Annotated in this window: 14 protein-coding genes, 2 tRNA genes and 3 rRNA genes; 16 read left to right on the top strand and 3 right to left on the bottom strand. The window is 63.6% G+C overall.

Translation table 11 applies throughout. The annotated features are described in order from the left end of the window. The first annotated feature begins 192 nt into the window (after positions 1-192). The 3 genes from betI to betA all read left to right on the top strand — a co-directional run bounded on the left by betI (position 193) and on the right by betA (position 4,108). Entirely contained in the window at positions 193-786 is a 594-nt protein-coding gene (gene betI / locus ACTWJ5_RS31290) for a transcriptional regulator BetI (protein ID WP_043270284.1), read from the top strand. 46 nt (positions 787-832) lie between these two features. Continuing rightward, positions 833-2,305, top strand: a complete 1,473-nt coding sequence (gene betB, locus ACTWJ5_RS31285) for a betaine-aldehyde dehydrogenase (protein ID WP_444437183.1) — start codon at positions 833-835, stop codon at positions 2,303-2,305. Positions 2,306-2,422: 117 nt separating this feature from the next. Beyond that, positions 2,423-4,108, top strand: a complete 1,686-nt coding sequence (betA, locus tag ACTWJ5_RS31280) for a choline dehydrogenase (RefSeq protein ID WP_253392455.1) — start codon at positions 2,423-2,425, stop codon at positions 4,106-4,108. A 172-nt stretch (positions 4,109-4,280) separates the two neighbouring features. Here the strand turns inward: betA and ACTWJ5_RS31275 are convergent, their stop codons facing one another. Continuing rightward, positions 4,281-4,685 (bottom strand): acyl-CoA thioesterase, encoded by a 405-nt coding sequence (locus ACTWJ5_RS31275; RefSeq protein WP_009614218.1) that lies wholly within the window; start codon positions 4,683-4,685, stop codon positions 4,281-4,283. A 263-nt stretch (positions 4,686-4,948) separates the two neighbouring features. Here ACTWJ5_RS31275 and ACTWJ5_RS31270 point away from each other — a divergent pair, with 263 nt between their 5' ends. Beyond that, positions 4,949-6,259 carry an MFS transporter gene (locus ACTWJ5_RS31270; protein WP_253412457.1) on the top strand — a complete coding sequence of 437 codons (1,311 nt, stop codon included), beginning with the start codon at positions 4,949-4,951 and terminating at the stop codon, positions 6,257-6,259. Positions 6,260-6,405: 146 nt separating this feature from the next. Here ACTWJ5_RS31270 and ACTWJ5_RS31265 read toward each other — a convergent pair whose 3' ends face one another. Continuing rightward, on the bottom strand, positions 6,406-6,678 hold the full coding sequence (locus tag ACTWJ5_RS31265) for a hypothetical protein (protein ID WP_444437182.1): 273 nt from the start codon (positions 6,676-6,678) through the stop codon (positions 6,406-6,408). 136 nt (positions 6,679-6,814) lie between these two features. Here ACTWJ5_RS31265 and ACTWJ5_RS31260 point away from each other — a divergent pair. The 10 genes from ACTWJ5_RS31260 to phoU all read left to right on the top strand — a co-directional run bounded on the left by ACTWJ5_RS31260 (position 6,815) and on the right by phoU (position 19,335). Next, positions 6,815-8,351, top strand: a 16S ribosomal RNA gene (locus ACTWJ5_RS31260). Between the two features lie 78 nt (positions 8,352-8,429). Then, a tRNA-Ile gene (locus tag ACTWJ5_RS31255) sits at positions 8,430-8,506 on the top strand. A 14-nt stretch (positions 8,507-8,520) separates the two neighbouring features. After that, positions 8,521-8,596 (top strand) — tRNA-Ala (locus ACTWJ5_RS31250). A gap of 234 nt (positions 8,597-8,830) precedes the next feature. Continuing rightward, a 23S ribosomal RNA gene (locus tag ACTWJ5_RS31245) occupies positions 8,831-11,721 on the top strand. 134 nt (positions 11,722-11,855) lie between these two features. Further along, a 5S ribosomal RNA gene (gene rrf, locus ACTWJ5_RS31240) occupies positions 11,856-11,971 on the top strand. Together the 16S, 23S and 5S rRNA genes with 2 tRNA genes alongside form the textbook arrangement of a ribosomal RNA operon. A gap of 578 nt (positions 11,972-12,549) precedes the next feature. Then, a complete protein-coding gene (locus ACTWJ5_RS31235) occupies positions 12,550-13,521 on the top strand; it encodes a phosphate ABC transporter substrate-binding protein PstS (protein ID WP_444437181.1) in 972 nt (323 codons plus the stop codon). A 439-nt stretch (positions 13,522-13,960) separates the two neighbouring features. Beyond that, positions 13,961-15,937 (top strand): ABC transporter permease subunit, encoded by a 1,977-nt coding sequence (locus ACTWJ5_RS31230; protein WP_444439692.1) that lies wholly within the window; start codon positions 13,961-13,963, stop codon positions 15,935-15,937. Between the two features lie 26 nt (positions 15,938-15,963). After that, complete coding sequence (pstA, locus tag ACTWJ5_RS31225) at positions 15,964-17,640, top strand: phosphate ABC transporter permease PstA (RefSeq protein WP_444437180.1); 1,677 nt, start codon at positions 15,964-15,966, stop codon at positions 17,638-17,640. A gap of 55 nt (positions 17,641-17,695) precedes the next feature. Further along, a complete protein-coding gene (pstB, locus tag ACTWJ5_RS31220) occupies positions 17,696-18,532 on the top strand; it encodes a phosphate ABC transporter ATP-binding protein PstB (protein ID WP_009614208.1) in 837 nt (278 codons plus the stop codon). Between the two features lie 74 nt (positions 18,533-18,606). Beyond that, positions 18,607-19,335, top strand: a complete 729-nt coding sequence (gene phoU, locus ACTWJ5_RS31215) for a phosphate signaling complex protein PhoU (RefSeq protein WP_009614205.1) — start codon at positions 18,607-18,609, stop codon at positions 19,333-19,335. 302 nt (positions 19,336-19,637) lie between these two features. On the opposite strand, the gene ACTWJ5_RS31210 is transcribed toward phoU, so the two are convergent. Continuing rightward, positions 19,638-20,588: a LysR family transcriptional regulator gene (locus ACTWJ5_RS31210; protein WP_444437179.1), complete on the bottom strand. Its 951-nt coding sequence runs from the start codon at positions 20,586-20,588 to the stop codon at positions 19,638-19,640. A gap of 156 nt (positions 20,589-20,744) precedes the next feature. Here ACTWJ5_RS31210 and ACTWJ5_RS31205 point away from each other — a divergent pair, with 156 nt between their 5' ends. Together ACTWJ5_RS31205 and ACTWJ5_RS31200 are read left to right on the top strand one after the other, a co-directional pair. Beyond that, on the top strand, positions 20,745-21,920 hold the full coding sequence (locus ACTWJ5_RS31205) for a M20 aminoacylase family protein (RefSeq protein ID WP_444437178.1): 1,176 nt from the start codon (positions 20,745-20,747) through the stop codon (positions 21,918-21,920). Between the two features lie 24 nt (positions 21,921-21,944). Next, entirely contained in the window at positions 21,945-23,255 is a 1,311-nt protein-coding gene (locus ACTWJ5_RS31200; RefSeq protein ID WP_043314989.1) for an MFS transporter, read from the top strand. Positions 23,256-23,289: the final 34 nt, after the last annotated feature.

The following is a 23,289-nucleotide window of genomic DNA, read 5'->3' as shown; positions in this document are numbered from 1 at the left end:
TTCTGCGATCCTTGCCGGTTTGGACGCATCGCGGTGATGAACGGCTCGGGCCCGCTTGCACGCAAAGGCTCGGGGAGGTTCACGGAGCGCAGCTTATTCTTAGTTGATTGAACGTTCAATAAAAACAAAATAGACTGGCCCACAGTGACGCCGGACGGCACAGCCACGTCCCGCGTGAGGAGATATATCAATATGCCCAAGGTCGGTATGCAGCCGATTCGCCGTTCGCAACTGATCCACGCCACCCTCGAGGCCGTGGACCAGGTTGGCATGAGCGACGCCAGCATCGCCCTGATCGCCCGCCTGGCGGGGGTCTCCAACGGCATCATCAGCCACTACTTCCAGGACAAGAATGGCCTCCTGGAGGCGACGATGCGGCATCTGATGTCGGCTTTGAGCAAGGCCGTGCGCGAGCGTCGCGCTAGCCTGCGAACCGACGATCCGCGCGCCCACCTGCGGGCGATCGTCGCCGGCAACTTCGACAACAGCCAGGTCAACGGCCCGGCCATGAAGACCTGGCTGGCGTTCTGGGCTAGCAGCATGCACCAGCCGTCCCTGCGCCGGCTGCAGCGGATCAACGACCACAGGCTGTATTCCAACCTGTGCTGCCAGTTCCGCCGCGAGCTGCCGCTGGACCAGGCGCGCCGCGCCGCCCGTGGCCTGGCCGCGCTGATCGACGGCCTGTGGCTGCGCGGCGCGCTGTCGGGCGATGCCTTCGACACCGAGCAGGCGCTGGCTATCGCCTACGACTATCTCGACCAACAACTGGCCAAGCGCACCGGATAGCGGGCGCGGCCTTCGTGCACAGACCATAAGAGAGGACAACCGACCCATGGCTCGATTCGACGTTCAGAAGCTCTACATTGGCGGCCGCTACGTGGAGGCCACCAGTGGCGCCACCTTCGAGACCGTCAACCCGGCCAACGGGGAGGTCCTCGCCCTGGTGCAGCGGGCTTCGAAGGAAGACGTCGAGCGCGCCGTCGCCAGCGCCGTCGAAGGCCAGAAGGTCTGGGCGGCGATGACCGCCATGCAGCGCTCGCGCATCCTGCGCCGCGCCGTGGACATCCTCCGCCAGCGCAACGACGAGCTGGCCGAGCTGGAAACCCTGGACACCGGCAAGCCGCTGGCCGAGACGCGCAACGTCGACATCGTCACCGGCGCCGACGTGCTCGAGTATTACGCCGGCCTGGTCCCGGCCATCGAAGGCGAGCAGATCCCGTTGCGCGAGAGCAGCTTCGTCTACACCCGCCGCGAGCCGCTGGGCGTGGTCGCCGGCATCGGCGCCTGGAACTACCCGATCCAGATCGCCCTGTGGAAATCCGCCCCGGCCCTGGCCGCGGGCAACGCGATGATCTTCAAGCCCAGCGAGGTCACCCCGCTGAGCGTGCTCAAGCTGGCCGAAATCTACACCGAGGCCGGCCTGCCCGACGGCGTGTTCAACGTGCTCACCGGCAGCGGCCGCGAGGTCGGCCAGTGGCTGACCGAGCACCCGCTGATCGAGAAGATCTCCTTCACCGGCGGCACCTCCACCGGCAAGAAGGTCATGGCCAGCGCCTCCAGCTCCTCGCTCAAGGAAGTCACCATGGAGCTGGGCGGCAAGTCGCCGCTGATCATCTTCGACGACGCCAACCTCGACCGCGCCGCCGACATCGCCGTCATGGCCAACTTCTTCAGTTCCGGCCAAGTCTGCACCAACGGCACCCGCGTGTTCGTCCCGCGCAGCCTGCAGGCGCGCTTCGAGGAGAAGGTGCTGGAGCGCGTCAGGCGCATCCGCCTGGGCAGCCCGCAGGACGAGAACACCAACTTCGGCCCGCTGGTCAGCTTCCCGCACATGGAGAGCGTGCTCGGCTACATCCAGGCCGGCAAGGAGCAGAAGGCCCGCCTGCTGTGCGGCGGAGAGCGCGTCACCGAGGGTGAGTTCGGCAATGGCGCCTACGTCGCGCCGACTGTGTTCACCGACTGCCGTGACGACATGACCATCGTCCGTGAGGAAATCTTCGGCCCGGTGATGAGCATCCTCGTCTACGACAGCGAAGACGAAGTCATCCGCCGCGCCAACGACACCGAATACGGCCTGGCCGCCGGCGTCGTCACCCAGGACCTGGCCCGCGCCCACCGGGTGATCCACCGCCTGGAGGCGGGCATCTGCTGGATCAACACCTGGGGCGAGTCGCCGGCGGAAATGCCGGTGGGCGGCTACAAGCAATCCGGCGTCGGTCGCGAGAACGGCCTGACCACCCTGGCTCATTACACTCGGATCAAATCCGTGCAGGTAGAGCTGGGCGACTACGCCTCGGTGTTCTGACCACCGCGATCGAGCCCTGAGCGGCCGGTCGCCACGACGACCGGCCTTCCGACCTTCAGACACCGGCGCGCCATGCGTCGCGGGCGGTGTCGTGCCCAGAAAAAGAGGTAGGCCTGCATGACCCAGGAATACGACTACATCATCATCGGCGCCGGTTCCGCCGGTAACGTCCTCGCCACCCGCCTGACCGAGGACGCGGACGTCAGCGTGCTGCTGCTCGAAGCCGGCGGCCCGGACTACCGCGCCGACTTCCGCACCCAGATGCCCGCCGCGCTGGCCTACCCGTTGCAGGGCCGCCGCTACAACTGGGCCTACCTCACCGACCCCGAGCCGCACATGAACAACCGCCGCATGGAGTGCGGGCGCGGCAAGGGCCTGGGCGGCTCCTCGCTGATCAATGGCATGTGCTACATCCGCGGCAACGCCATGGACTTCGACGGCTGGGCGAAAGAGAAGGGCCTGGAAGACTGGACCTACCTCGATTGCCTGCCGTACTTCCGCAAGGCCGAGACCCGCGACATCGGCCCCAACGACTACCATGGCGGCGACGGCCCGGTCAGCGTGACCACGCCCAAGGCTGGCAACAACCCGCTGTTCCACGCCATGGTCGAGGCCGGCGTGCAGGCCGGCTACCCGCGTACCGAAGACCTCAACGGCTACCAGCAGGAAGGCTTCGGCCCGATGGACCGCACCGTGACCCCCCAGGGCCGCCGCGCCAGCACCGCCCGCGGCTACCTGGACCAGGCCCGCGAGCGCGCCAACCTGACCATCGTCACCCACGCCCTGAGCGACCGCATCCTGTTCAGCGGCAAGCGCGCAATCGGCGTCAGCTACCTGCTGGGGGACGACAATGCGCCGAAAGAGGCGCGCGCGCGTCGCGAAGTGCTGGTGTGCTCTGGCGCCATCGCCTCGCCGCAGCTGCTGCAACGCTCCGGCGTCGGCCCGGCGACCGTGCTGCGCGACCTGGGCATCGAAGTGGTGCACGACCTGCCGGGCGTCGGCCAGAACCTCCAGGACCACCTGGAGATGTACCTGCAATACGCCTGCAAGCAACCGGTGTCGCTGTACCCGGCATTGCAGTGGTGGAACCAGCCGCAGATCGGCGCGGAATGGATGTTCCTCGGCACCGGCCTGGGCGCCAGCAACCAGTTCGAGGCCGGCGGCTTCATCCGCACCCGCGACGAGTTCGAATGGCCGAACATCCAGTACCACTTCCTGCCGGTGGCGATCAATTACAACGGCAGCAACGCGGTGAAGGAGCACGGCTTCCAGGCCCACGTCGGCTCCATGCGCTCGCCCAGCCGCGGGCGCATCCAGCTGACCTCGCGCGACCCGCGCAAGCACCCGAGCATCCTCTTCAACTACATGTCCAGCGAGCAGGACTGGCAGGAGTTCCGCGACGCCATCCGCATCACCCGCGAGATCATGGCGCAGCCGGCGCTGGACGCCTACCGCGGCCGCGAACTGAGCCCGGGGCTGGACAAGAAGAGCGACGCCGAGCTGGACGCCTTCGTCCGCGAGCACGCGGAAACCGCCTTCCACCCCTCCTGCTCGTGCAAGATGGGCGAGGACGACATGGCAGTGGTCGACGCCCAGGGCCGCGTGCACGGCATGCAGGGGCTGCGCGTGGTGGATGCGTCGATCATGCCGCTGATCATCACCGGCAACCTCAATGCCACCACCATCATGATCGCCGAGAAGATCGCCGACCGCATCCGCGGCCGCCAGCCGCTGCCGCGCAGCACCGCGGACTACTACAAGGCCAACGGCGCGCCGGTACGCGGCAAGCCGACGCGGGCTTGAGCTAGAGAAGGGAAGGGCGCTATCAGAGTGGATAGCGCCTGAATCTTTGGGCGTCGCCGGCTGACACTGAATTTCCCCGGATGCGCCGAACGGCCCCCTCTCCCTTCAGGGAGAGGGAAACGCGATATCAGGATGGAGCGGAACTATTCACCACTCCGAACGAGGATAACCCTCACCCCCGCCGCGGCGGCACCGGCCGCGTCCGCCCGCTGCCATCGATGGCCACGAACACGAACACCGCCTCGGTGACCTTGCGCCACTCGCTGGACAGCGGATCGTCGCTCCACACTTCCACCAGCATGCGGATCGAGCTGCGCCCGACCTCCAGCGTCTGGGTATAGAAGGACAGCTGCGCGCCCACCGCCACCGGCACCAGGAAGGCCATGCGGTCGATCGCTACCGTGGCTACGCGGCCGCCGGCGATGCGGCTGGCCATGGCGGTGCCGGCGAGGTCCATCTGCGACACCAGCCAGCCACCGAAGATATCGCCGAAACCATTGGTCTCGCGCGGCAGCGCGGTGATCTGCAGCGCCAGGTCGCCCTGCGGAATGGGGTCTTCTTGTTCAAGCTCGATCATAGGTAAGGGCCTCGTGCCCCGACGGTCTCGATTCAAGGAAAGGAAAAGCTCTCCCAAGAGTCCTGTAAAAGTGGTTTCCTACAGAAACTTGGGACAGCTTTCTGACCGACCCCGCGCATGTCGCATCGGCATTATATAGAGGCCGGCCTGCGGCAGCGACCGCAGAATGCCTGATGACAATGTTGCGCTGACGCGCTCCCATTTACCATGGTTCGCCTTCGGCGCTCCCTGTCAGCGCCGCCAACCTGCCGAGAAGCCTTGCGATGCCTTCTGCGAATACCACCGCTGCCCGTCCGCTGACCCGCAGCGACTACAAGACCCTGTCCCTTTCCGCCCTGGGCGGCGCCCTGGAGTTCTACGACTTCATCATCTTCGTGTTCTTCGCCACGGTGGTGGGCAAGCTGTTCTTCCCCGCCGACATGCCCGAGTGGCTGCGCCAGCTGCAGACCTTCGGCCTGTTCGCCGCCGGCTACCTGGCGCGGCCGCTGGGCGGCATCGTCATGGCTCACTTCGGCGATCTGCTCGGGCGCAAGAAGATGTTCACCCTGAGTATCTTCCTGATGTCGGTGCCCACGCTGCTCATGGGTGTGCTGCCGACCTACGAACAGATCGGCATCTGGGCGCCGCTGGCCCTGTTGCTGCTGCGCGTGGTGCAGGGCGCTGCCATCGGCGGCGAGGTGCCCGGGGCCTGGGTGTTCGTTTCCGAACACGTGCCGGCGCGCAACGTCGGCTTCGCCTGTGGCACCCTGACCGCAGGGTTGACCGCCGGCATCCTCATCGGCTCGCTGATGGCCACGGCGATCAACAGCTTCTACAACGCCGACGAAGTGCTGGCCTATGCCTGGCGCATCCCCTTCCTGCTCGGCGGCATCTTCGGCCTGTTCTCCGTCTACCTGCGCCGCTGGCTGCACGAGACCCCGGTGTTCGCCGAGCTGCAGCAACGCAAGCAACTGGCCGACGAGGTGCCCCTGGGCGTGGTGGTGCGCGAGCACCGTCCGGCGGTGGCCATCTCCATGCTGCTCACCTGGCTGCTGTCGGCGGCCATCGTCGTGGTCATCCTCATGACGCCCTCCGTGCTGCAGTCGGTCTACGGCGTCCCGGCGGCCACCGCGCTCAAGGCCAACAGTCTGGCGATCATCTTCCTCACCGCGGGCTGCATCCTCGCCGGGCGCATCGTCGACCGCATCGGTGGCGGGCGTACCTTCATCGGCGGCAGCCTGCTGCTGGGCGCGACCTCATGGTTCTTCTACAGCAGCCTGAAGACCCACCCGGACTGGCTCTTCCCTTTATATGCGCTGGCCGGCCTGTGCGTGGGCATCGTCGGCGCCGTGCCCTACGTCATGGTCAAGGCCTTCCCGCCGGTGGTGCGCTTCAGCGGCCTGTCCTTCTCCTACAACCTGTCCTACGCCATCTTCGGAGGTCTCACTCCAATGGTCGTGGCGCTGCTGATGAAGGAAGACCCCATGGGCCCTGCCTACTATGTGGCCGCGTTGTGCCTGGTCGGCTTCCTCACCGGTTGCTTCCTGCTGCGCCAGGAGCGCCTGGCTGGCGAGGCCTCACTGGTTGCAAATTGATCGCTCGGACAGCTTTTTCAGAAAAGTTTCAAAAAGTCGTTGACGGGCATTCTGAAGTCCCTATAATGCGCACCACTCCCAGCGACGAAGCGCTGAAAGAGCTTGAAAATCAAGCACTTAAGCAGGTTCGAAATTGAGAGTGGTGGTCAGGCAGGTGATTCACTTGCCGCCTTTGGGTTCGACAGCTGCTCCGGCAGCGAGCCAAAAGGAAGATTGCCGAGGTGCTTGACAGCGAGTTTGATCGCTGTAGAATGCGTCTCCCGCTGACGAGAAGCTCCGGCCGATCGAAAGCGCAAGCGGTTGAGTAGGAACGAAAAATTCTGAAAATAACGCTTGACGAAATAAGAGGTTAGCGTAGAATGCGCGGCCTCGGTTGAGGCGAAAGAATCAACCAACTGCTCTTTAACAAGTTGAATCAAGCAATTCGTGTGGGTGCTTGTGAGTTAAGACTGGTGATCGCAAGATTATCAGCATCACAAGTAACACTCGTGAATTCGAGAGTTTTTTGCGATTGCTGAGCCAAGTTTAGGGTTTTCTCAAAACCCGATCAGTATTGAACTGAAGAGTTTGATCATGGCTCAGATTGAACGCTGGCGGCAGGCCTAACACATGCAAGTCGAGCGGATGAAGGGAGCTTGCTTCTGGATTCAGCGGCGGACGGGTGAGTAATGCCTAGGAATCTGCCTGGTAGTGGGGGACAACGTTCCGAAAGGAGCGCTAATACCGCATACGTCCTACGGGAGAAAGTGGGGGATCTTCGGACCTCACGCTATCAGATGAGCCTAGGTCGGATTAGCTAGTAGGTGGGGTAATGGCTCACCTAGGCGACGATCCGTAACTGGTCTGAGAGGATGATCAGTCACACTGGAACTGAGACACGGTCCAGACTCCTACGGGAGGCAGCAGTGGGGAATATTGGACAATGGGCGAAAGCCTGATCCAGCCATGCCGCGTGTGTGAAGAAGGTCTTCGGATTGTAAAGCACTTTAAGTTGGGAGGAAGGGCAGTAAGTTAATACCTTGCTGTTTTGACGTTACCAACAGAATAAGCACCGGCTAACTTCGTGCCAGCAGCCGCGGTAATACGAAGGGTGCAAGCGTTAATCGGAATTACTGGGCGTAAAGCGCGCGTAGGTGGTTTGGTAAGATGGATGTGAAATCCCCGGGCTCAACCTGGGAACTGCATCCATAACTGCCTGACTAGAGTACGGTAGAGGGTGGTGGAATTTCCTGTGTAGCGGTGAAATGCGTAGATATAGGAAGGAACACCAGTGGCGAAGGCGACCACCTGGACTGATACTGACACTGAGGTGCGAAAGCGTGGGGAGCAAACAGGATTAGATACCCTGGTAGTCCACGCCGTAAACGATGTCGACTAGCCGTTGGGATCCTTGAGATCTTAGTGGCGCAGCTAACGCGATAAGTCGACCGCCTGGGGAGTACGGCCGCAAGGTTAAAACTCAAATGAATTGACGGGGGCCCGCACAAGCGGTGGAGCATGTGGTTTAATTCGAAGCAACGCGAAGAACCTTACCTGGCCTTGACATGTCCGGAATCCTGCAGAGATGCGGGAGTGCCTTCGGGAATCGGAACACAGGTGCTGCATGGCTGTCGTCAGCTCGTGTCGTGAGATGTTGGGTTAAGTCCCGTAACGAGCGCAACCCTTGTCCTTAGTTACCAGCACGTTATGGTGGGCACTCTAAGGAGACTGCCGGTGACAAACCGGAGGAAGGTGGGGATGACGTCAAGTCATCATGGCCCTTACGGCCAGGGCTACACACGTGCTACAATGGTCGGTACAGAGGGTTGCCAAGCCGCGAGGTGGAGCTAATCCCAGAAAACCGATCGTAGTCCGGATCGCAGTCTGCAACTCGACTGCGTGAAGTCGGAATCGCTAGTAATCGTGAATCAGAATGTCACGGTGAATACGTTCCCGGGCCTTGTACACACCGCCCGTCACACCATGGGAGTGGGTTGCTCCAGAAGTAGCTAGTCTAACCGCAAGGGGGACGGTTACCACGGAGTGATTCATGACTGGGGTGAAGTCGTAACAAGGTAGCCGTAGGGGAACCTGCGGCTGGATCACCTCCTTAATCGAAGATCTCAGCTTTCTCATAAGCTCCCACACGAATTGCTTGATTCACTGGTTAGACGATTAGGCAACCCTTTATGGGTCTGTAGCTCAGTCGGTTAGAGCGCACCCCTGATAAGGGTGAGGTCGGCAGTTCGAATCTGCCCAGACCCACCAAATCGTAGTGATTTGGGGCCATAGCTCAGCTGGGAGAGCGCCTGCTTTGCACGCAGGAGGTCAGGAGTTCGATCCTCCTTGGCTCCACCATCTCCGAATCGTCGTAAAGCTCAGACAGGAATGTTCGAAGAAACGAACCTTGCTGTCTGGTCTTTGTACCGGAACCGTTCTTTAAAAATTTGGGTATGTGATAGAAGTAGACTGAATGATCTCTTTCACTGGTGATCATTCAAGTCAAGGTAAAATTTGCGAGTTCAAGCGCGAATTTTCGGCGAATGTCGTCTTCACGTTCGAGACGTATGACCAGATTGCTTGGGGTTATATGGTCAAGTGAAGAAGCGCATACGGTGGATGCCTTGGCAGTCAGAGGCGATGAAAGACGTGGTAGCCTGCGATAAGCTTCGGGGAGGTGGCAAACGACCTGTGATCCGGAGATCTCTGAATGGGGGAACCCAGCCAGCATAAGCTGGTTATCACACACTGAATCCATAGGTGTGTGAGGCGAACCAGGGGAACTGAAACATCTAAGTACCCTGAGGAACAGAAATCAACCGAGATTCCCTTAGTAGTGGCGAGCGAACGGGGACTAGCCCTTAAGCTTCTTGGAATCTAACAGAACGCTCTGGAAAGTGCGGCCATAGTGGGTGATAGCCCCGTATGTGAAAGGTTCCAGGAAGTGAAATCGAGTAGGACGGCGCACGTGAAACGTTGTCTGAACATGGGGGGACCATCCTCCAAGGCTAAATACTACTGACTGACCGATAGTGAACCAGTACCGTGAGGGAAAGGCGAAAAGAACCCCGGAGAGGGGAGTGAAATAGAACCTGAAACCGTATGCGTACAAGCAGTGGGAGCCCACTTTGTTGGGTGACTGCGTACCTTTTGTATAATGGGTCAGCGACTTATATTCAGTGGCGAGCTTAACCGAATAGGGGAGGCGTAGCGAAAGCGAGTCTTAATAGGGCGTTTAGTCGCTGGGTATAGACCCGAAACCGGGCGATCTATCCATGAGCAGGTTGAAGGTTAGGTAACACTGACTGGAGGACCGAACCCACTCCCGTTGAAAAGGTAGGGGATGACTTGTGGATCGGAGTGAAAGGCTAATCAAGCTCGGAGATAGCTGGTTCTCCTCGAAAGCTATTTAGGTAGCGCCTCACGTATCACTCCAGGGGGTAGAGCACTGTTTCGGCTAGGGGGTCATCCCGACTTACCAAACCGATGCAAACTCCGAATACCTGGAAGTGTCAGCGTGGGAGACACACGGCGGGTGCTAACGTCCGTCGTGAAAAGGGAAACAACCCAGACCGTCAGCTAAGGTCCCAAAGTTGTGGTTAAGTGGTAAACGATGTGGGAAGGCTTAGACAGCTAGGAGGTTGGCTTAGAAGCAGCCACCCTTTAAAGAAAGCGTAATAGCTCACTAGTCGAGTCGGCCTGCGCGGAAGATGTAACGGGGCTCAAACCACACACCGAAGCTACGGGTGCGTCGCAAGATGCGCGGTAGAGGAGCGTTCTGTAAGCCTGTGAAGGTGAGTTGAGAAGCTTGCTGGAGGTATCAGAAGTGCGAATGCTGACATGAGTAACGACAATGGGAGTGAAAAACTCCCACGCCGAAAGACCAAGGGTTCCTGCGCAACGTTAATCGACGCAGGGTTAGTCGGCCCCTAAGGCGAGGCAGAAATGCGTAGTCGATGGGAAACAGGTTAATATTCCTGTACTTCTAGTTACTGCGATGGAGGGACGGAGAAGGCTAGGCCAGCTTGGCGTTGGTTGTCCAAGTTTAAGGTTGTAGGCTGGACACTTAGGCAAATCCGGGTGTTCAAGGCCGAGAGCTGATGACGAGCTTTCTTTTAGAGAGCGAAGTGGTTGATGCCATGCTTCCAGGAAAAGCTTCTAAGCTTCAGGTAACTAGGAACCGTACCCGAAACCGACACAGGTGGTCGGGTAGAGAATACCAAGGCGCTTGAGAGAACTCGGGTGAAGGAACTAGGCAAAATGGCACCGTAACTTCGGGAGAAGGTGCGCCGGTGAGGGTGAAGTATTTACTGCGTAAGCCCACGCCGGTCGAAGATACCAGGCCGCTGCGACTGTTTATTAAAAACACAGCACTCTGCAAACACGAAAGTGGACGTATAGGGTGTGACGCCTGCCCGGTGCCGGAAGGTTAATTGATGGGGTTAGCGAAAGCGAAGCTCTTGATCGAAGCCCCGGTAAACGGCGGCCGTAACTATAACGGTCCTAAGGTAGCGAAATTCCTTGTCGGGTAAGTTCCGACCTGCACGAATGGCGTAACGATGGCGGCGCTGTCTCCACCCGAGACTCAGTGAAATTGAAATCGCTGTGAAGATGCAGTGTATCCGCGGCTAGACGGAAAGACCCCGTGAACCTTTACTGTAGCTTTGCACTGGACTTTGAGCCTGCTTGTGTAGGATAGGTGGGAGGCTTTGAAGCGTGGACGCCAGTTCGCGTGGAGCCAACCTTGAAATACCACCCTGGCATGCTTGAGGTTCTAACTCTGATCCGTTATCCGGATCGAGGACAGTGTATGGTGGGCAGTTTGACTGGGGCGGTCTCCTCCTAAAGAGTAACGGAGGAGTACGAAGGTGCGCTCAGACCGGTCGGAAATCGGTCGTAGAGTATAAAGGCAAAAGCGCGCTTGACTGCGAGACAGACACGTCGAGCAGGTACGAAAGTAGGTCTTAGTGATCCGGTGGTTCTGTATGGAAGGGCCATCGCTCAACGGATAAAAGGTACTCCGGGGATAACAGGCTGATACCGCCCAAGAGTTCATATCGACGGCGGTGTTTGGCACCTCGATGTCGGCTCATCACATCCTGGGGCTGAAGCCGGTCCCAAGGGTATGGCTGTTCGCCATTTAAAGTGGTACGCGAGCTGGGTTTAGAACGTCGTGAGACAGTTCGGTCCCTATCTGCCGTGGACGTTTGAGATTTGAGAGGGGCTGCTCCTAGTACGAGAGGACCGGAGTGGACGAACCTCTGGTGTTCCGGTTGTCACGCCAGTGGCACTGCCGGGTAGCTATGTTCGGAATAGATAACCGCTGAAAGCATCTAAGCGGGAAACTAGCCTCAAGATGAGATCTCACTGGGAACTTGATTCCCCTGAAGGGCCGTCGAAGACTACGACGTTGATAGGTCGGGTGTGTAAGCGCTGTGAGGCGTTGAGCTAACCGATACTAATTGCCCGTGAGGCTTGACCATATAACACCCAAACAATTTGTGTGTTAGACGGTGAAGTCGACGAACCGAAAGTTCGTGAGAACCGCAAAGAAGACCTGTCACATACCCGAATCTGGATGAGCGTGAGCGCAAGCCACGAGCATCCGAAAGAATTGCTTGACGACCATAGAGCGTTGGAACCACCTGATCCCATCCCGAACTCAGCAGTGAAACGACGCATCGCCGATGGTAGTGTGGGGTTTCCCCATGTGAGAGTAGGTCATCGTCAAGCACCTATCCCAAAACCCCTGATCAGCCTGGCTGGTCGGGGGTTTTGCTTTTGGGGCGCGGAAAAGCCGGGGCGATGGGAGCAGATACCCGCGCCATTGCATTCCCCTTGTAGGAGCGCGCCCTGCGCGCGATATCGCGGGCAGGGCCCGCTCCTACAGTGGGGCGGGGCCATGGTGATGGGTATCGCTGCGCTCAACGCCATCCTACGAGGGTGTGTCTCCTGCGCCCGTAGGAGTAATTGTCTACAGACTGTAGTGCTCTTCGTAGGAGCGAGCTTGCTCGCGAACAGACTCCTCGAAGGGGTTTGTTCGCGAGCAAGCTCGCTCCTACAGGCGGGTTCGGACCCCGGCGAAACCCATGCGGCCATGGCGATGGGTTTCGCTGCGCTCAACACCATCCTACGGGGCGTTTCTTCGGCGCTTGTTGCGAATGAAATATTCCGTAATAAATACCGTCACATTTCTTCTTCGAGCCCGTCGGTTTTCATCTGGCTGTCACATTGCTTTCATAGAGTCTGCTCGCGCCCCATGAGAGCGGCGCCGAATTCCAGCCAGTCGGCCTTTCCCCAAGGAGCAAGGCATGAAAATCAAGCGTTTGATGGCGGTGCTGACCTTCGCCGCCGCTGGCGTGGGCGCTGCCAGCGCTTTCGCCGCGATCGACCCGGCGCTGCCGGACTACCAGAAGACCAGCGGCGTCTCTGGCAATCTCTCCAGCGTGGGCTCGGATACCCTGGCCAACCTCATGACGCTGTGGGCCGAGGAGTACAAGCGCCTGTACCCGAGCGTGAACGTGCAGATCCAGGCCGCGGGCTCCTCCACCGCTCCGCCGGCGCTCACCGAGGGCACCGCCAACCTCGGCCCGATGAGCCGCAAGATGAAGGACGTCGAACTGCAGGCCTTCGAGCAGAAGTACGGCTACAAGCCCACTGCCGTGCCCGTCGCGGTCGACGCCCTGGCCGTCTTCGTGCACAAGGACAACCCCATCAAGGGCCTGACCATGCAGCAGGTCGACGCCATCTTCTCGGCCACCCGCCTGTGCGGCGCCAAGCAGGACGTGAAGACCTGGAGCGACCTGGGCCTGGGCGGCGACTGGGCCAACAAGCCGGTGCAGCTGTTCGGCCGCAACTCGGTGTCCGGTACCTACGGCTATTTCAAGGAAGAGGCCCTGTGCAAGGGTGACTTCAAGCCCAACGTCAACGAGCAGCCGGGCTCCGCCTCGGTGGTGCAGTCGATCAGCCAGTCGCTCAACGGCATCGGCTACTCCGGCATCGGCTACAAGACCGCCAGCGTGAAGACCGTGGCCCTGGCCAAGAAGCAGGGCGACCCCTACGTCGAGGACAACGAGCAGAACGCCCTGAACGGCACCTACCCGCTGGCGCGCTTCCTCTACGTCTACGTGAACAAGGCGCCGAACAAGCCGCTGGACCCGCTGGAAGCCCAATTCCTGAAGATGGTGCTGTCCAAGACAGGCCAGGAAGTCGTGGTCAAGGACGGCTACATCCCGCTGCCGGCCAAGGTCGCGGCGAAGGCGGTCAAGGAACTGGGACTCTAGGTAGCGCCCCCGCCAGCCGTCCATGGGCTGAGCGGTAGGTGATCCGGCCCGTTGGCAGGCAACTGCCGACGGGCTTCGTCTCGTCATCTCTGTGTCATGTTTCTGTCATAGACTGCCGCAAGCGTGTCGCCCCATGAATGACCTGGCCACTTCGTCGATGAGCAATTCCACCCCCGAGCGGATCGATTTCAACACCCCGACCCTGCGTCGCAAACGCCGCATGCGCGCCCTCAAGGACCGCCTGACGCGCTGGTACGTGCTGGTCGGCGGCCTGTCCGTGCTGGTGGCCATCACCCTCATCTTCTTCTACCTGGCCTATGTGGTGCTGCCACTGTTCCGCGGCGCTGAGCTGGATGCCCGCGCGCCCCTGGCCCCGGCATGGCTGAAGGAAGTGCAGGCACCCCTGCTGCTGAGCATCGAGGAGCAGAACCAGGTGGCCATGCGCGTGGCCGCTGACGGCCAGGTGCTGTTCTTCGACCTGGACAGCGGCGCCGAACTCAGCCGCCAGGCGCTCAAGTTGCCGGCCGGCAGCCAGGTGGTCTCCATCGCCGAGGACCAGCCCGGGCACCCGATGGTGGCGCTCGGCCTGTCCAACGGCCAGGCGCTGGTGTTCCGCCACGCCTACCAGGTCACCTACCCGGACAACCGCAAGACCATCACCCCGCAGATCGACTATCCCTACGGCGAGGCGCCCATCAGCCTCGACCCGCAGGGCCGCGCGCTGGAACACGTGGCCCTGGCCTCGGACGACGACGGCCTGCTGCTGGCCGGCTCCAGCGGCAGCCAGATGCTGCTGCTGAGCTTGACCAGCCAGGAAAACATGCTCACCGGCGAGACCACCCTGGAGCAGGAGGCCGTGAACCTGCCGCAGATCGCCGACCCGGTGAAGGCGATCTACCTGGACCCGCGCAAGCAGTGGCTGTACGTCATCAACGGCCGCGCTCAGGCCGACGTCTTCGACCTGCGCACCCGCCAGCTCAATGGCCGCTACAAGCTGCTCGACCATGCCAACCGCGAGGTCACCGCCAGCGCCCAGCTGCTGGGCGGCATCTCGCTGATGATCGGCAATTCCGCCGGCGGCATCAGCCAGTGGTTCATGGCCCGTGACACCGACGGCGAACCGCGCCTGGCGCACGTGCGCGACTTCCAGTTGGGCAGCAAGCCGATCACCGCCATCGTCCCCGAGCAACGCCGCAAGGGCTTCGTCGCCCTGGACAGCGCCGGTGAACTGGGCGTGTTCCACAGCACCGCGCACCGTACCCTGCTGGAGCAGCAGGTGGCGCCGGCCAGCGGCGTGCTCGCCCTGTCGCCGCGGGCCAACCGCCTGCTGCTGGAGCAGGGCGGCCAGCTGCACGGCTTCGACCTGAGCAATCCGCACCCGGAGGTCTCATGGAACGCGCTCTGGGGCAAGGTCTGGTACGAAAGCTACGACAAGCCGCAGTACGTCTGGCAGTCCACCGCCGCCACCACAGACTTCGAGCCCAAGCTGAGCCTGGCGCCGCTGACCTTCGGCACCCTCAAGGCAGCCTTCTACGCGATGATCCTGGCTGCACCGCTGGCCATCGCCGCGGCCGTCTACACCGCCTACTTCATGGCCCCGGCGATGCGCCGCAAGGTCAAGCCGGTGATCGAGCTGATGGAAGCGTTGCCGACGGTGATCCTCGGCTTCTTCGCCGGCCTGTTCCTCGCGCCCTACGTCGAAGGCCACCTGCCGGGCATCTTCAGCCTGCTGCTGCTCACCCCGCTGGGCATCCTGCTCGCCGGCCTGCTCTGGAGCCGCCTGCCCGAGCGCATCCGCCTGGCGCTGCCGGACGGCTGGGAAGCGGCCATCCTCATTCCCGTGGTGCTCGGCGTCGGCGCCTTCGCCCTGTGGCTCAGCCCGCACCTGGAAACCGCCTTCTTCGGCGGCGACATGCGCCTGTGGATAAGCCATGACCTAGGCATCACCTACGACCAGCGCAACGCCCTGATCGTCGGCCTGGCCATGGGCTTCGCGGTGATCCCGAACATCTTCTCCATCGCCGAGGATGCCATCTTCAGCGTGCCCCGCAGCCTCACCTACGGCTCTCTGGCCCTGGGCGCCACGCCCTGGCAGACGCTGACCCGCGTGGTGATCCTCACCGCCAGCCCGGGCATTTTCTCGGCGCTGATGATCGGCATGGGCCGCGCCGTGGGCGAGACCATGATCGTGCTGATGGCCACCGGCAACACCCCGGTGATGGACATGAACATCTTCCAGGGCATGCGCACCCTGGCGGCGAATGTGGCGGTGGAAATGCCCGAGTCGGAGGTGGGCGGCACCCACTACCGCGTGCTGTTCCTTTCGGCGCTGGTGCTGCTGACCTTCACCTTCGTGATGAACACCCTGGCCGAGCTGATCCGTCAGCGGCTGCGGAAGAAATACGCGTCGCTCTGACCGGCGTCTGAAGAGGCACTTTCCAAGTGAAACAGAAGCAGGAAACGGTGAAAGCCTGGTTCGCCAGCGGTTCTCCCTGGGTGTGGATGAACGCCGGCGCGGTTTCCATCGCGGTGATCATGACCCTCGGCCTGCTGGCCGTCATCGCCGTGCGCGGCCTCGGCCATTTCTGGCCGGCCGACGTGCTGGAGGCGCGCTACAGCGTGCCCGGGCAGGAGGCGAAGGTGCTGATCGGCGAAGAAGTGCAGGTCGAGGAAGTGCCGCGCGAACGCCTGCGCGGCGCCGGCCTGCCGGTACCGGCCGAAGGCCCCGAATTCATGACCCGCGAGCTGCTCAAGCTGGGCAACCGCGACCTCTACGGCAGCGACTTCTCCTGGGTGATCGGCGACTGGCTCGCCGAGCGGCGCTGGCCGCAGGAGCTGGTGACCCTGGAGCGCCGCGAGTGGGGCAACTTCTACGGCTACCTGGTCAGCGTGAAGCAGGACGGCCAGGTGGTGGCCCAGGGCGCCGACGCCATGCCCGAGCTGCAGCAGCGCCTGCAACGGGTGGAGGGCTTGTACGACCAACTCTACCAGTTGGAGAAGAAGGACATCGGCAGCATCAACCACGAGCTGGAGCGCCTGCGCCTGAAGGAGCGCCGCCTGCAACTGCACGGCGAGCTGGATGCCACCGCCCAGGCCGACCTCGCCGCCGCCCGCGCCGAGCTGCAGGGACGCTACCGCGAGTACGAAGACCGGCTGGGCGAGCTGCGCCAGCAGTTCAACCGCGACAGCGTGGTGATGCGCGAGGCCGGCGGCCGCGAGACCGAGATCAGCCTCGGCAAGCTGGTCCACGCCTACCAGCCCAACGCCATGGGCTTCGGCGCCAAGCTGTCGTTCTACTTCAAGAAACTCTGGGAGTTCCTCAGCGAGGACCCGCGCGAGGCCAACACCGAGGGCGGCATCTTCCCGGCGATCTTCGGCACCGTGATGATGACCCTGGTGATGGCGGTGATCGTCACCCCGTTCGGCGTCATCGCTGCGGTCTACCTGCGCGAGTACGCGCGCCAGGGCCTGCTGACGCGGGTGATCCGCATCGCCGTGAACAACCTCGCCGGGGTGCCGGCCATCGTCTACGGCGTGTTCGGCCTGGGCTTCTTCGTCTACGTGCTGGGCGGCTCGATCGACCGGCTGTTCTTCCCCGAGGCGCTGCCGGCGCCGACCTTCGGCACCCCGGGGCTGTTCTGGGCCTCGCTGACCCTGGCGATCCTCGCCGTGCCGGTGGTGATCGTGGCCACCGAGGAAGGCCTGTCGCGCATCCCGCGGGCGATCCGCGAGGGCTCCCTGGCCCTGGGCGCGACCAAGGCCGAGACGCTGTGGAAGATCGTCCTGCCCATGGCCAGCCCGGCCATGATGACCGGCCTGATCCTCGCCGTGGCGCGCGCCGCCGGCGAAGTGGCACCGCTGATGCTGGTGGGCGTGGTGAAACTGGCGCCGTCGCTGCCGGTGGACGGCAACTACCCCTACGTGCACCTGGACCAGAAGATCATGCACCTGGGCTTCCACATCTACGACGTCGGCTTCCAGAGCCCCAACGTCGAGGCCGCGCGGCCGCTGGTGTACGCCACCGCGCTGCTGTTGGTGCTGGTGATCGCCCTGCTGAACTTCTCCGCCATCGCCATCCGCAACCGCCTGCGCGAGAAGTACAAGGCGCTGGAAAACTGATCCGCGGCCGCTGCCTGCGCAGGCGGCGGCCCGAGCCTCCAACGGGAGAGACGAGATGCAACAAGAACCCCATCGCCATGGCATCGACCTCGCCGCCCTCGGCCGGCCGATCCGCGAGGGCATGCGCCTGGACAAGGAAACCGTGGCCCTGGAAGTGCCCGGCCTGAACCTGTTCTACGGCCAGAAGCAGGCGCTGTTCGACGTCGCCATGCAGATCCCCAAACAGCGCGTGACCGCCTTCATCGGCCCGTCCGGCTGCGGCAAGTCGACCCTGCTGCGCTGCTTCAACCGCATGAACGACCTGGTCGACGACTGCCGCGTGGAAGGCGAGATCCGCCTCGACGGCCACGACATCTTCGCCCGCGGCGTGGACGTGGCCGAGCTGCGCCGCCGCGTTGGCATGGTGTTCCAGAAGCCCAATCCCTTCCCCAAGACCATCTACGAGAACGTGGTCTACGGCCTGCGCATCCAGGGCGTGAACAAGAAGCGCACCCTCGACGAGGCGGTGGAATGGGCGCTCAAGGGCGCCGCGCTGTGGGAGGAGGTGAAGGACCGCCTGCACGAGTCGGCCCTGGGCCTGTCCGGCGGCCAGCAGCAGCGCCTGGTGATCGCCCGGACCATCGCGGTGGAGCCGGAAGTGCTGCTGCTCGACGAGCCCTGCTCGGCGCTGGACCCGATCTCCACGCTGAAGATCGAGGAGCTGATCTACGAACTGAAATCCAAGTTCACCATCGTGATAGTCACCCACAACATGCAGCAGGCCGCGCGGGTCTCCGATTACACGGCGTTCATGTACATGGGCAAGCTGATCGAGTTCGGCGACACCGACACGCTCTTCACCAACCCGGCGAAGAAGCAGACCGAGGACTACATCACCGGGCGCTACGGCTAAGGGCCGGGCGGCGGTCGCATCATAAATCTGCAACCTTCGGCGCGTAGCCTGCAGCTTTCGCGGAGCGAAACCACATGATCAACAAAGAAAGTCTCAGCCATCACATCTCCCAGCAGTTCAACGCCGAGCTGGAAGACGTGCGCAGCCACCTCCTGGCCATGGGCGGGCTGGTGGAGAAACAGGTCAACGACGCGGTCACCGCGCTGATCGACGCCGACTCGGGCCTGGCCCAGCAGGTGCGCGAGATCGACGACCAGATCAACCAGATGGAGCGCAACATCGACGAGGAATGCCTGCGCATCCTCGCTCGCCGCCAGCCGGCGGCCTCCGACCTGCGCCTGATCATCAGCATCTCCAAGTCGGTGATCGACCTCGAGCGCATCGGCGACGAAGCCTCGAAGATCGCCCGCCGCGCCATCCAGCTGTGCGAGGAAGGCGAGTCGCCGCGCGGCTACGTCGAGGTGCGCCACATCGGCGGCCAGGTGCGCAAGATGGTGCAGGAGGCGCTGGACGCCTTCGCCCGTTTCGACGCCGACCTGGCGCTGTCGGTGGCGCAGTACGACAAGACCGTCGACCGCGAGTACAAGACCGCCCTGCGCGAGCTGGTGACCTACATGATGGAAGACCCGCGGGCGATCTCCCGGGTGCTCAACGTCATCTGGGCCCTGCGCTCGCTGGAACGCATCGGCGACCACGCGCGCAACATCGCCGAACTGGTGATCTACCTGGTGCGCGGCACCGACGTCCGCCACATCGGCCTGACGCGCATGAAGGAAGAGGTGCAGGGCAAGTCCGATAGCTGAGCCGCACCTGGGCCCATGGCAGCGCCGAGGTGCTCATCGCTGGATGGGTGGATCACCTCGCGGAGCAACTGCCTTGCCGGCAGCGCCGGGGTGCTCTTCGTAGGAGCGAGCTTGCTCGCGAACAGACTCCGCAACGGGGCTCATTCGCGAGCAAGCTCGCTCCTACGAAAAAGCCGTGCTCGCCGAAACGCCAACGCCATCGTGGTAGGCCCTTGTAGGAGCGCGCCCTGCGCGCGATTCGCGGGCAGGGCCCGCTCCTACAGGTATGGGGATAGCGTAGGAGCGCCGCGGTCTTGGCCGCCTCAGAAATTCAACCTCACCATCTCCGCCAACTGTCGGCCCGCGGGATCGCGGGCGCGGCTGTTGTCTTTCAGCGCCTGCTGCAGGCAATGGATGAAGTGCCGGGAGGTCGCGTCCAGCCCCTGGTCGCGCAGGCGGATGATGCTGATGTCCCCGTCCGGCAATGGTTCCTCCAGCGCCAGGGCCCGTGCGCCGCTGCGCAGCGGTTCGCAGAGCATCATCGGCTGCGGCGCGTAGCCGAGCAGGCCGGCGTCGACGATCAGGCTGCTGAGCATGCCCGCGGAATGGGCGCAGACGATGCGTTCGCGGGCGATCTGCAGGCCATGCTGGCCGAACAGTTCATGGGTGGTCTCGGCGTAGCGGTCGGCGGTGAAGTTCATCGTCCAGTCGTGCTCCAGCAACTGCCTCAGCGAGCGCGCCGCGGCTAGCAGGTGGCCGTTGCGGGCCACCACCTGCATGCGGTAGTGCGCCAGCGGCTGATGCACGAATTCCGCGCCCTGGAGGATGCCCGCCGGGCCTAGGGCGAACTGCATGCGGCCCGTGCGCAGCAGCGGCAGGATCACCGCCTGCAGCCCCTCGTACAGCTCCAGGTGGACCTGCGGCATGTCCCTGCGGAAGGCCTGCAGGGCGTTGCCCAGCAAGGTCTGGCCGAACCAGGGGGTGACGCCGACGCACAGCGTCGCCGCGCCTTCGCCGCGCAGGGCGGCCAGTTCCTGGCGGGCGCTGTCGAGCTGGGTGGCGATCTGTCGGGCGCGAGGTAGCAGCACCTGCCCGGCGGTGGTCAGCCGGGCGCCGCCGGCGTGGCGCATCAGCAATGGCAGGCCCTGTTCTTCCTCCAGCTCGCGCAGGGCGCGGGTCACCGCGGCCTGGCTGAGGCCCAGGCCACGGGCCGCGGCGCGGATGCCGCCGCCGTCGGCCACCGCTACCAGGGCCTGCAACTGATGCAGTTTCAAGGCTCGCCTCCCCTCCGAACACCGGAGATCGTCACGACAACATTTTTTTGGCTTATGCGCATGCGGCGCCGACGCTAGGGTAATCCACGCCCAGCATACCGGCCGGTCACGGGCATCGATCCAGTCCAATCCCACAAGAAAAACAGGAGCGAGCCGATGAACAGAGCCTGCATAGCGCCGGGCATAGCCGCCATCGTCCCGGAAATGGTCGAACTGCGCCGGGCCATCCACGCCGAACCCGAGCTGGGCTTCGAAGAGTACTCCACCCGCGAGCGGGTCATCGAACGGCTGCGCGCCTGGGGCTACGAGATCGCCGAGATGGCCGGTACCGGGGTGATCGCCACGCTGCGCAACGGCCCCGGCCCGGTGCTGGGCCTGCGCGCCGAGCTGGACGCGCTGCCGATCCATGAGCAGAGCGGGTTGCCCTGGAGCAGCCGGGTGCCCGGCAAGATGCACGCCTGCGGCCACGACGGGCACACCGCCATGCTCCTGGCCGCGGCCTGCGAGCTGGCCCGCGAGCGCAGCTGGCGCGGTACCCTGCACCTGTTCTTCCAGCCCGCCGAGGAAGGCCATGGCGGCTCCGGGGCCAAGCGCATGCTCGACGAGGGCCTGCTGCAACGCTTCCCCTGCGACGCCCTGTTCGCCATGCACAACCTGCCCGGCCTGGCCGAGGGGCGCTTCATGGTCATGCCTGGGCCGTGCATGGCCTCGGCCGATGACGTGACCATCCTCATCCACGGCCGCGGCGGCCACGGCGCCATGCCCGAGCAGACGGTGGACCCGATCCTCGCCGGCGCCGCGCTGGTCAGCGCCCTGCAGAGCCTGGTGTCGCGCAACGTGCCGCCGTCCGAGGCGGCGGTGCTGACCGTGGGCGCCTTCCTCGCCGGCGACGCCAGCAACGTCATCCCCGACAGCGCCGAACTGCGCCTGAGCGTGCGCGCGCTGAGCCCGCAGGTACGCGAGCTGCTGCTGCGGCGCATCCATGAACTGGCGCAGCAGCTGGCCGCCAGCTTCGGCGCCCGCGCCGAAGTCCTGGTGGCGGCGGACGGCTACCCGGTGCTGGTCAACGACCCCGGCTGCGCGGGGCTGGTCCGCGAGCTGGTCCTCGACTGGCTCGGCGACGAGGGCCTGGAGCCCGAGCCGCGGCCCATCCACGCCAGCGAGGACTTCGCCTTCTGGCTGGAGCAGGCGCCCGGCTGCTACCTGATGATCGGCAATGGCGACGGCGAGGGCGGCTGCGCGGTGCACAACCCCGGGTACGACTTCAACGACCGCATCCTGCCGCTGGGCGCGACCTTCTGGGTCCGCCTGGCGCAGCGCTTCCTGGCCTGAATCCTTCCCGCGGGGAATCCCAGCATGACAACAAGAACGACATCCTTCGCTGCGAGTGCCGAACCTTCCCGTGCCGGGCGCACCCGCGCCATTGCCGCGGTGTGCCTGGGCAACGCCCTGGAGTTCTACGACTTCCTCGTCTACAGCCTGCTCGCCACGCTGATGGCGCGGCTGTTCTTCCCCTTCGGGGAAAACCCGCTGACTTCGCTGATGCTGTCCTTCGCGGTGTTCGGCACCGGCTTCATCATGCGCCCGCTCGGCGGCCTGCTGATCGGCCTGTACGCCGACCGCGCCGGGCGCAAGGCGGCCATGCGCCTGACGCTGTGGCTGATGGCCCTGGGCGCGCTGCTGTTCACCGTGGCGCCGACCTATGCCCAGGCCGGGCTGGTCGGGCCGCTGGTGATCATAGTCGCGCGCCTGCTGCAGGGCTTCGCCGTCGGCGGGCAGGTGGGCACCGCCACCACCATCCTGATGGAATACGCCGGCTCGGGCTCACGGGCCTACTACTGCAGCTGGCAGGTGTTCAGCCAGAGCCTGGGCACCATCATGGGCGCGCTGGTGGTGTTGACGCTGAGCAACCTGCTGAGCCCCGAGGCCATGGACAGCTGGGGCTGGCGGGCGGTCTTCGCGGTGGGCATCCTGGCCATCCCGGTCAGCGAATACATCCGCCACCGCCTGGAGGAAACCCTGCCGGCCGCCGCCCAGGGCGACAGCCGGCAAGCGCGGGAAGGCGGCCTGGCGCTGCTGTGCCGGCATCCGCGGCAGCTGGTCACCGGCGTGCTGCTGGTGATCGGCGTTTCGGTGCCGGTCTACATCACCCAGTTCTACCTGGCCAACCACGCCATCAGCGTGCTGGGCATGCCGCTGGGCGTCGCCACCTGGGCCGCGGTGGTGAGCAGCCTGCCGTCGCTGCTGCTGGCGCCCCACGCCGGGCGCCTGAGCGACCGCATCGGCCGGCGCCGCTCGATCTTCTGGCCGCTGCCGATCCTGCTGCTGGCGACCTACCCGGCGTTCCTGCTGCTCAACCAATGGCCCAGCATCGGCCTGCTGTTGCTGATCGTGGGGTTGCTCAACATCCCGCTGACGTACGGCATGGTGGCGTCCCTGGCGATCCTGCCAGAGCTGTTCCCGGCGGCGATCCGCGCCACCGGCCTGTCGGTCACCTACTGCGTCGGCGTCGCGCTGTTCGGCGGTTTCGCGCAGTTCTTCGCCGCCGGGCTGATCGACCTCACCGGCAGCCCGAACGCGCCGGCCTGGTACCTGGTGGGCGCCATCCTGCTATGCCTGGCCGGGTTGCGGATGGCTCCGGAAACCGTAGGGCGAACGCTGGATTGATTGACGGATGTGTCCGACCGGTCACGTCGGCATG

It is taken from the genome of Pseudomonas sp. A6, from assembly GCF_052367875.1.
GTDB lineage: Bacteria > Pseudomonadota > Gammaproteobacteria > Pseudomonadales > Pseudomonadaceae > Pseudomonas > Pseudomonas citronellolis.
The sequence above is the reverse complement of the archived record's forward strand: the minus strand, read 5'-3'. Positions and strand labels throughout refer to the sequence as shown.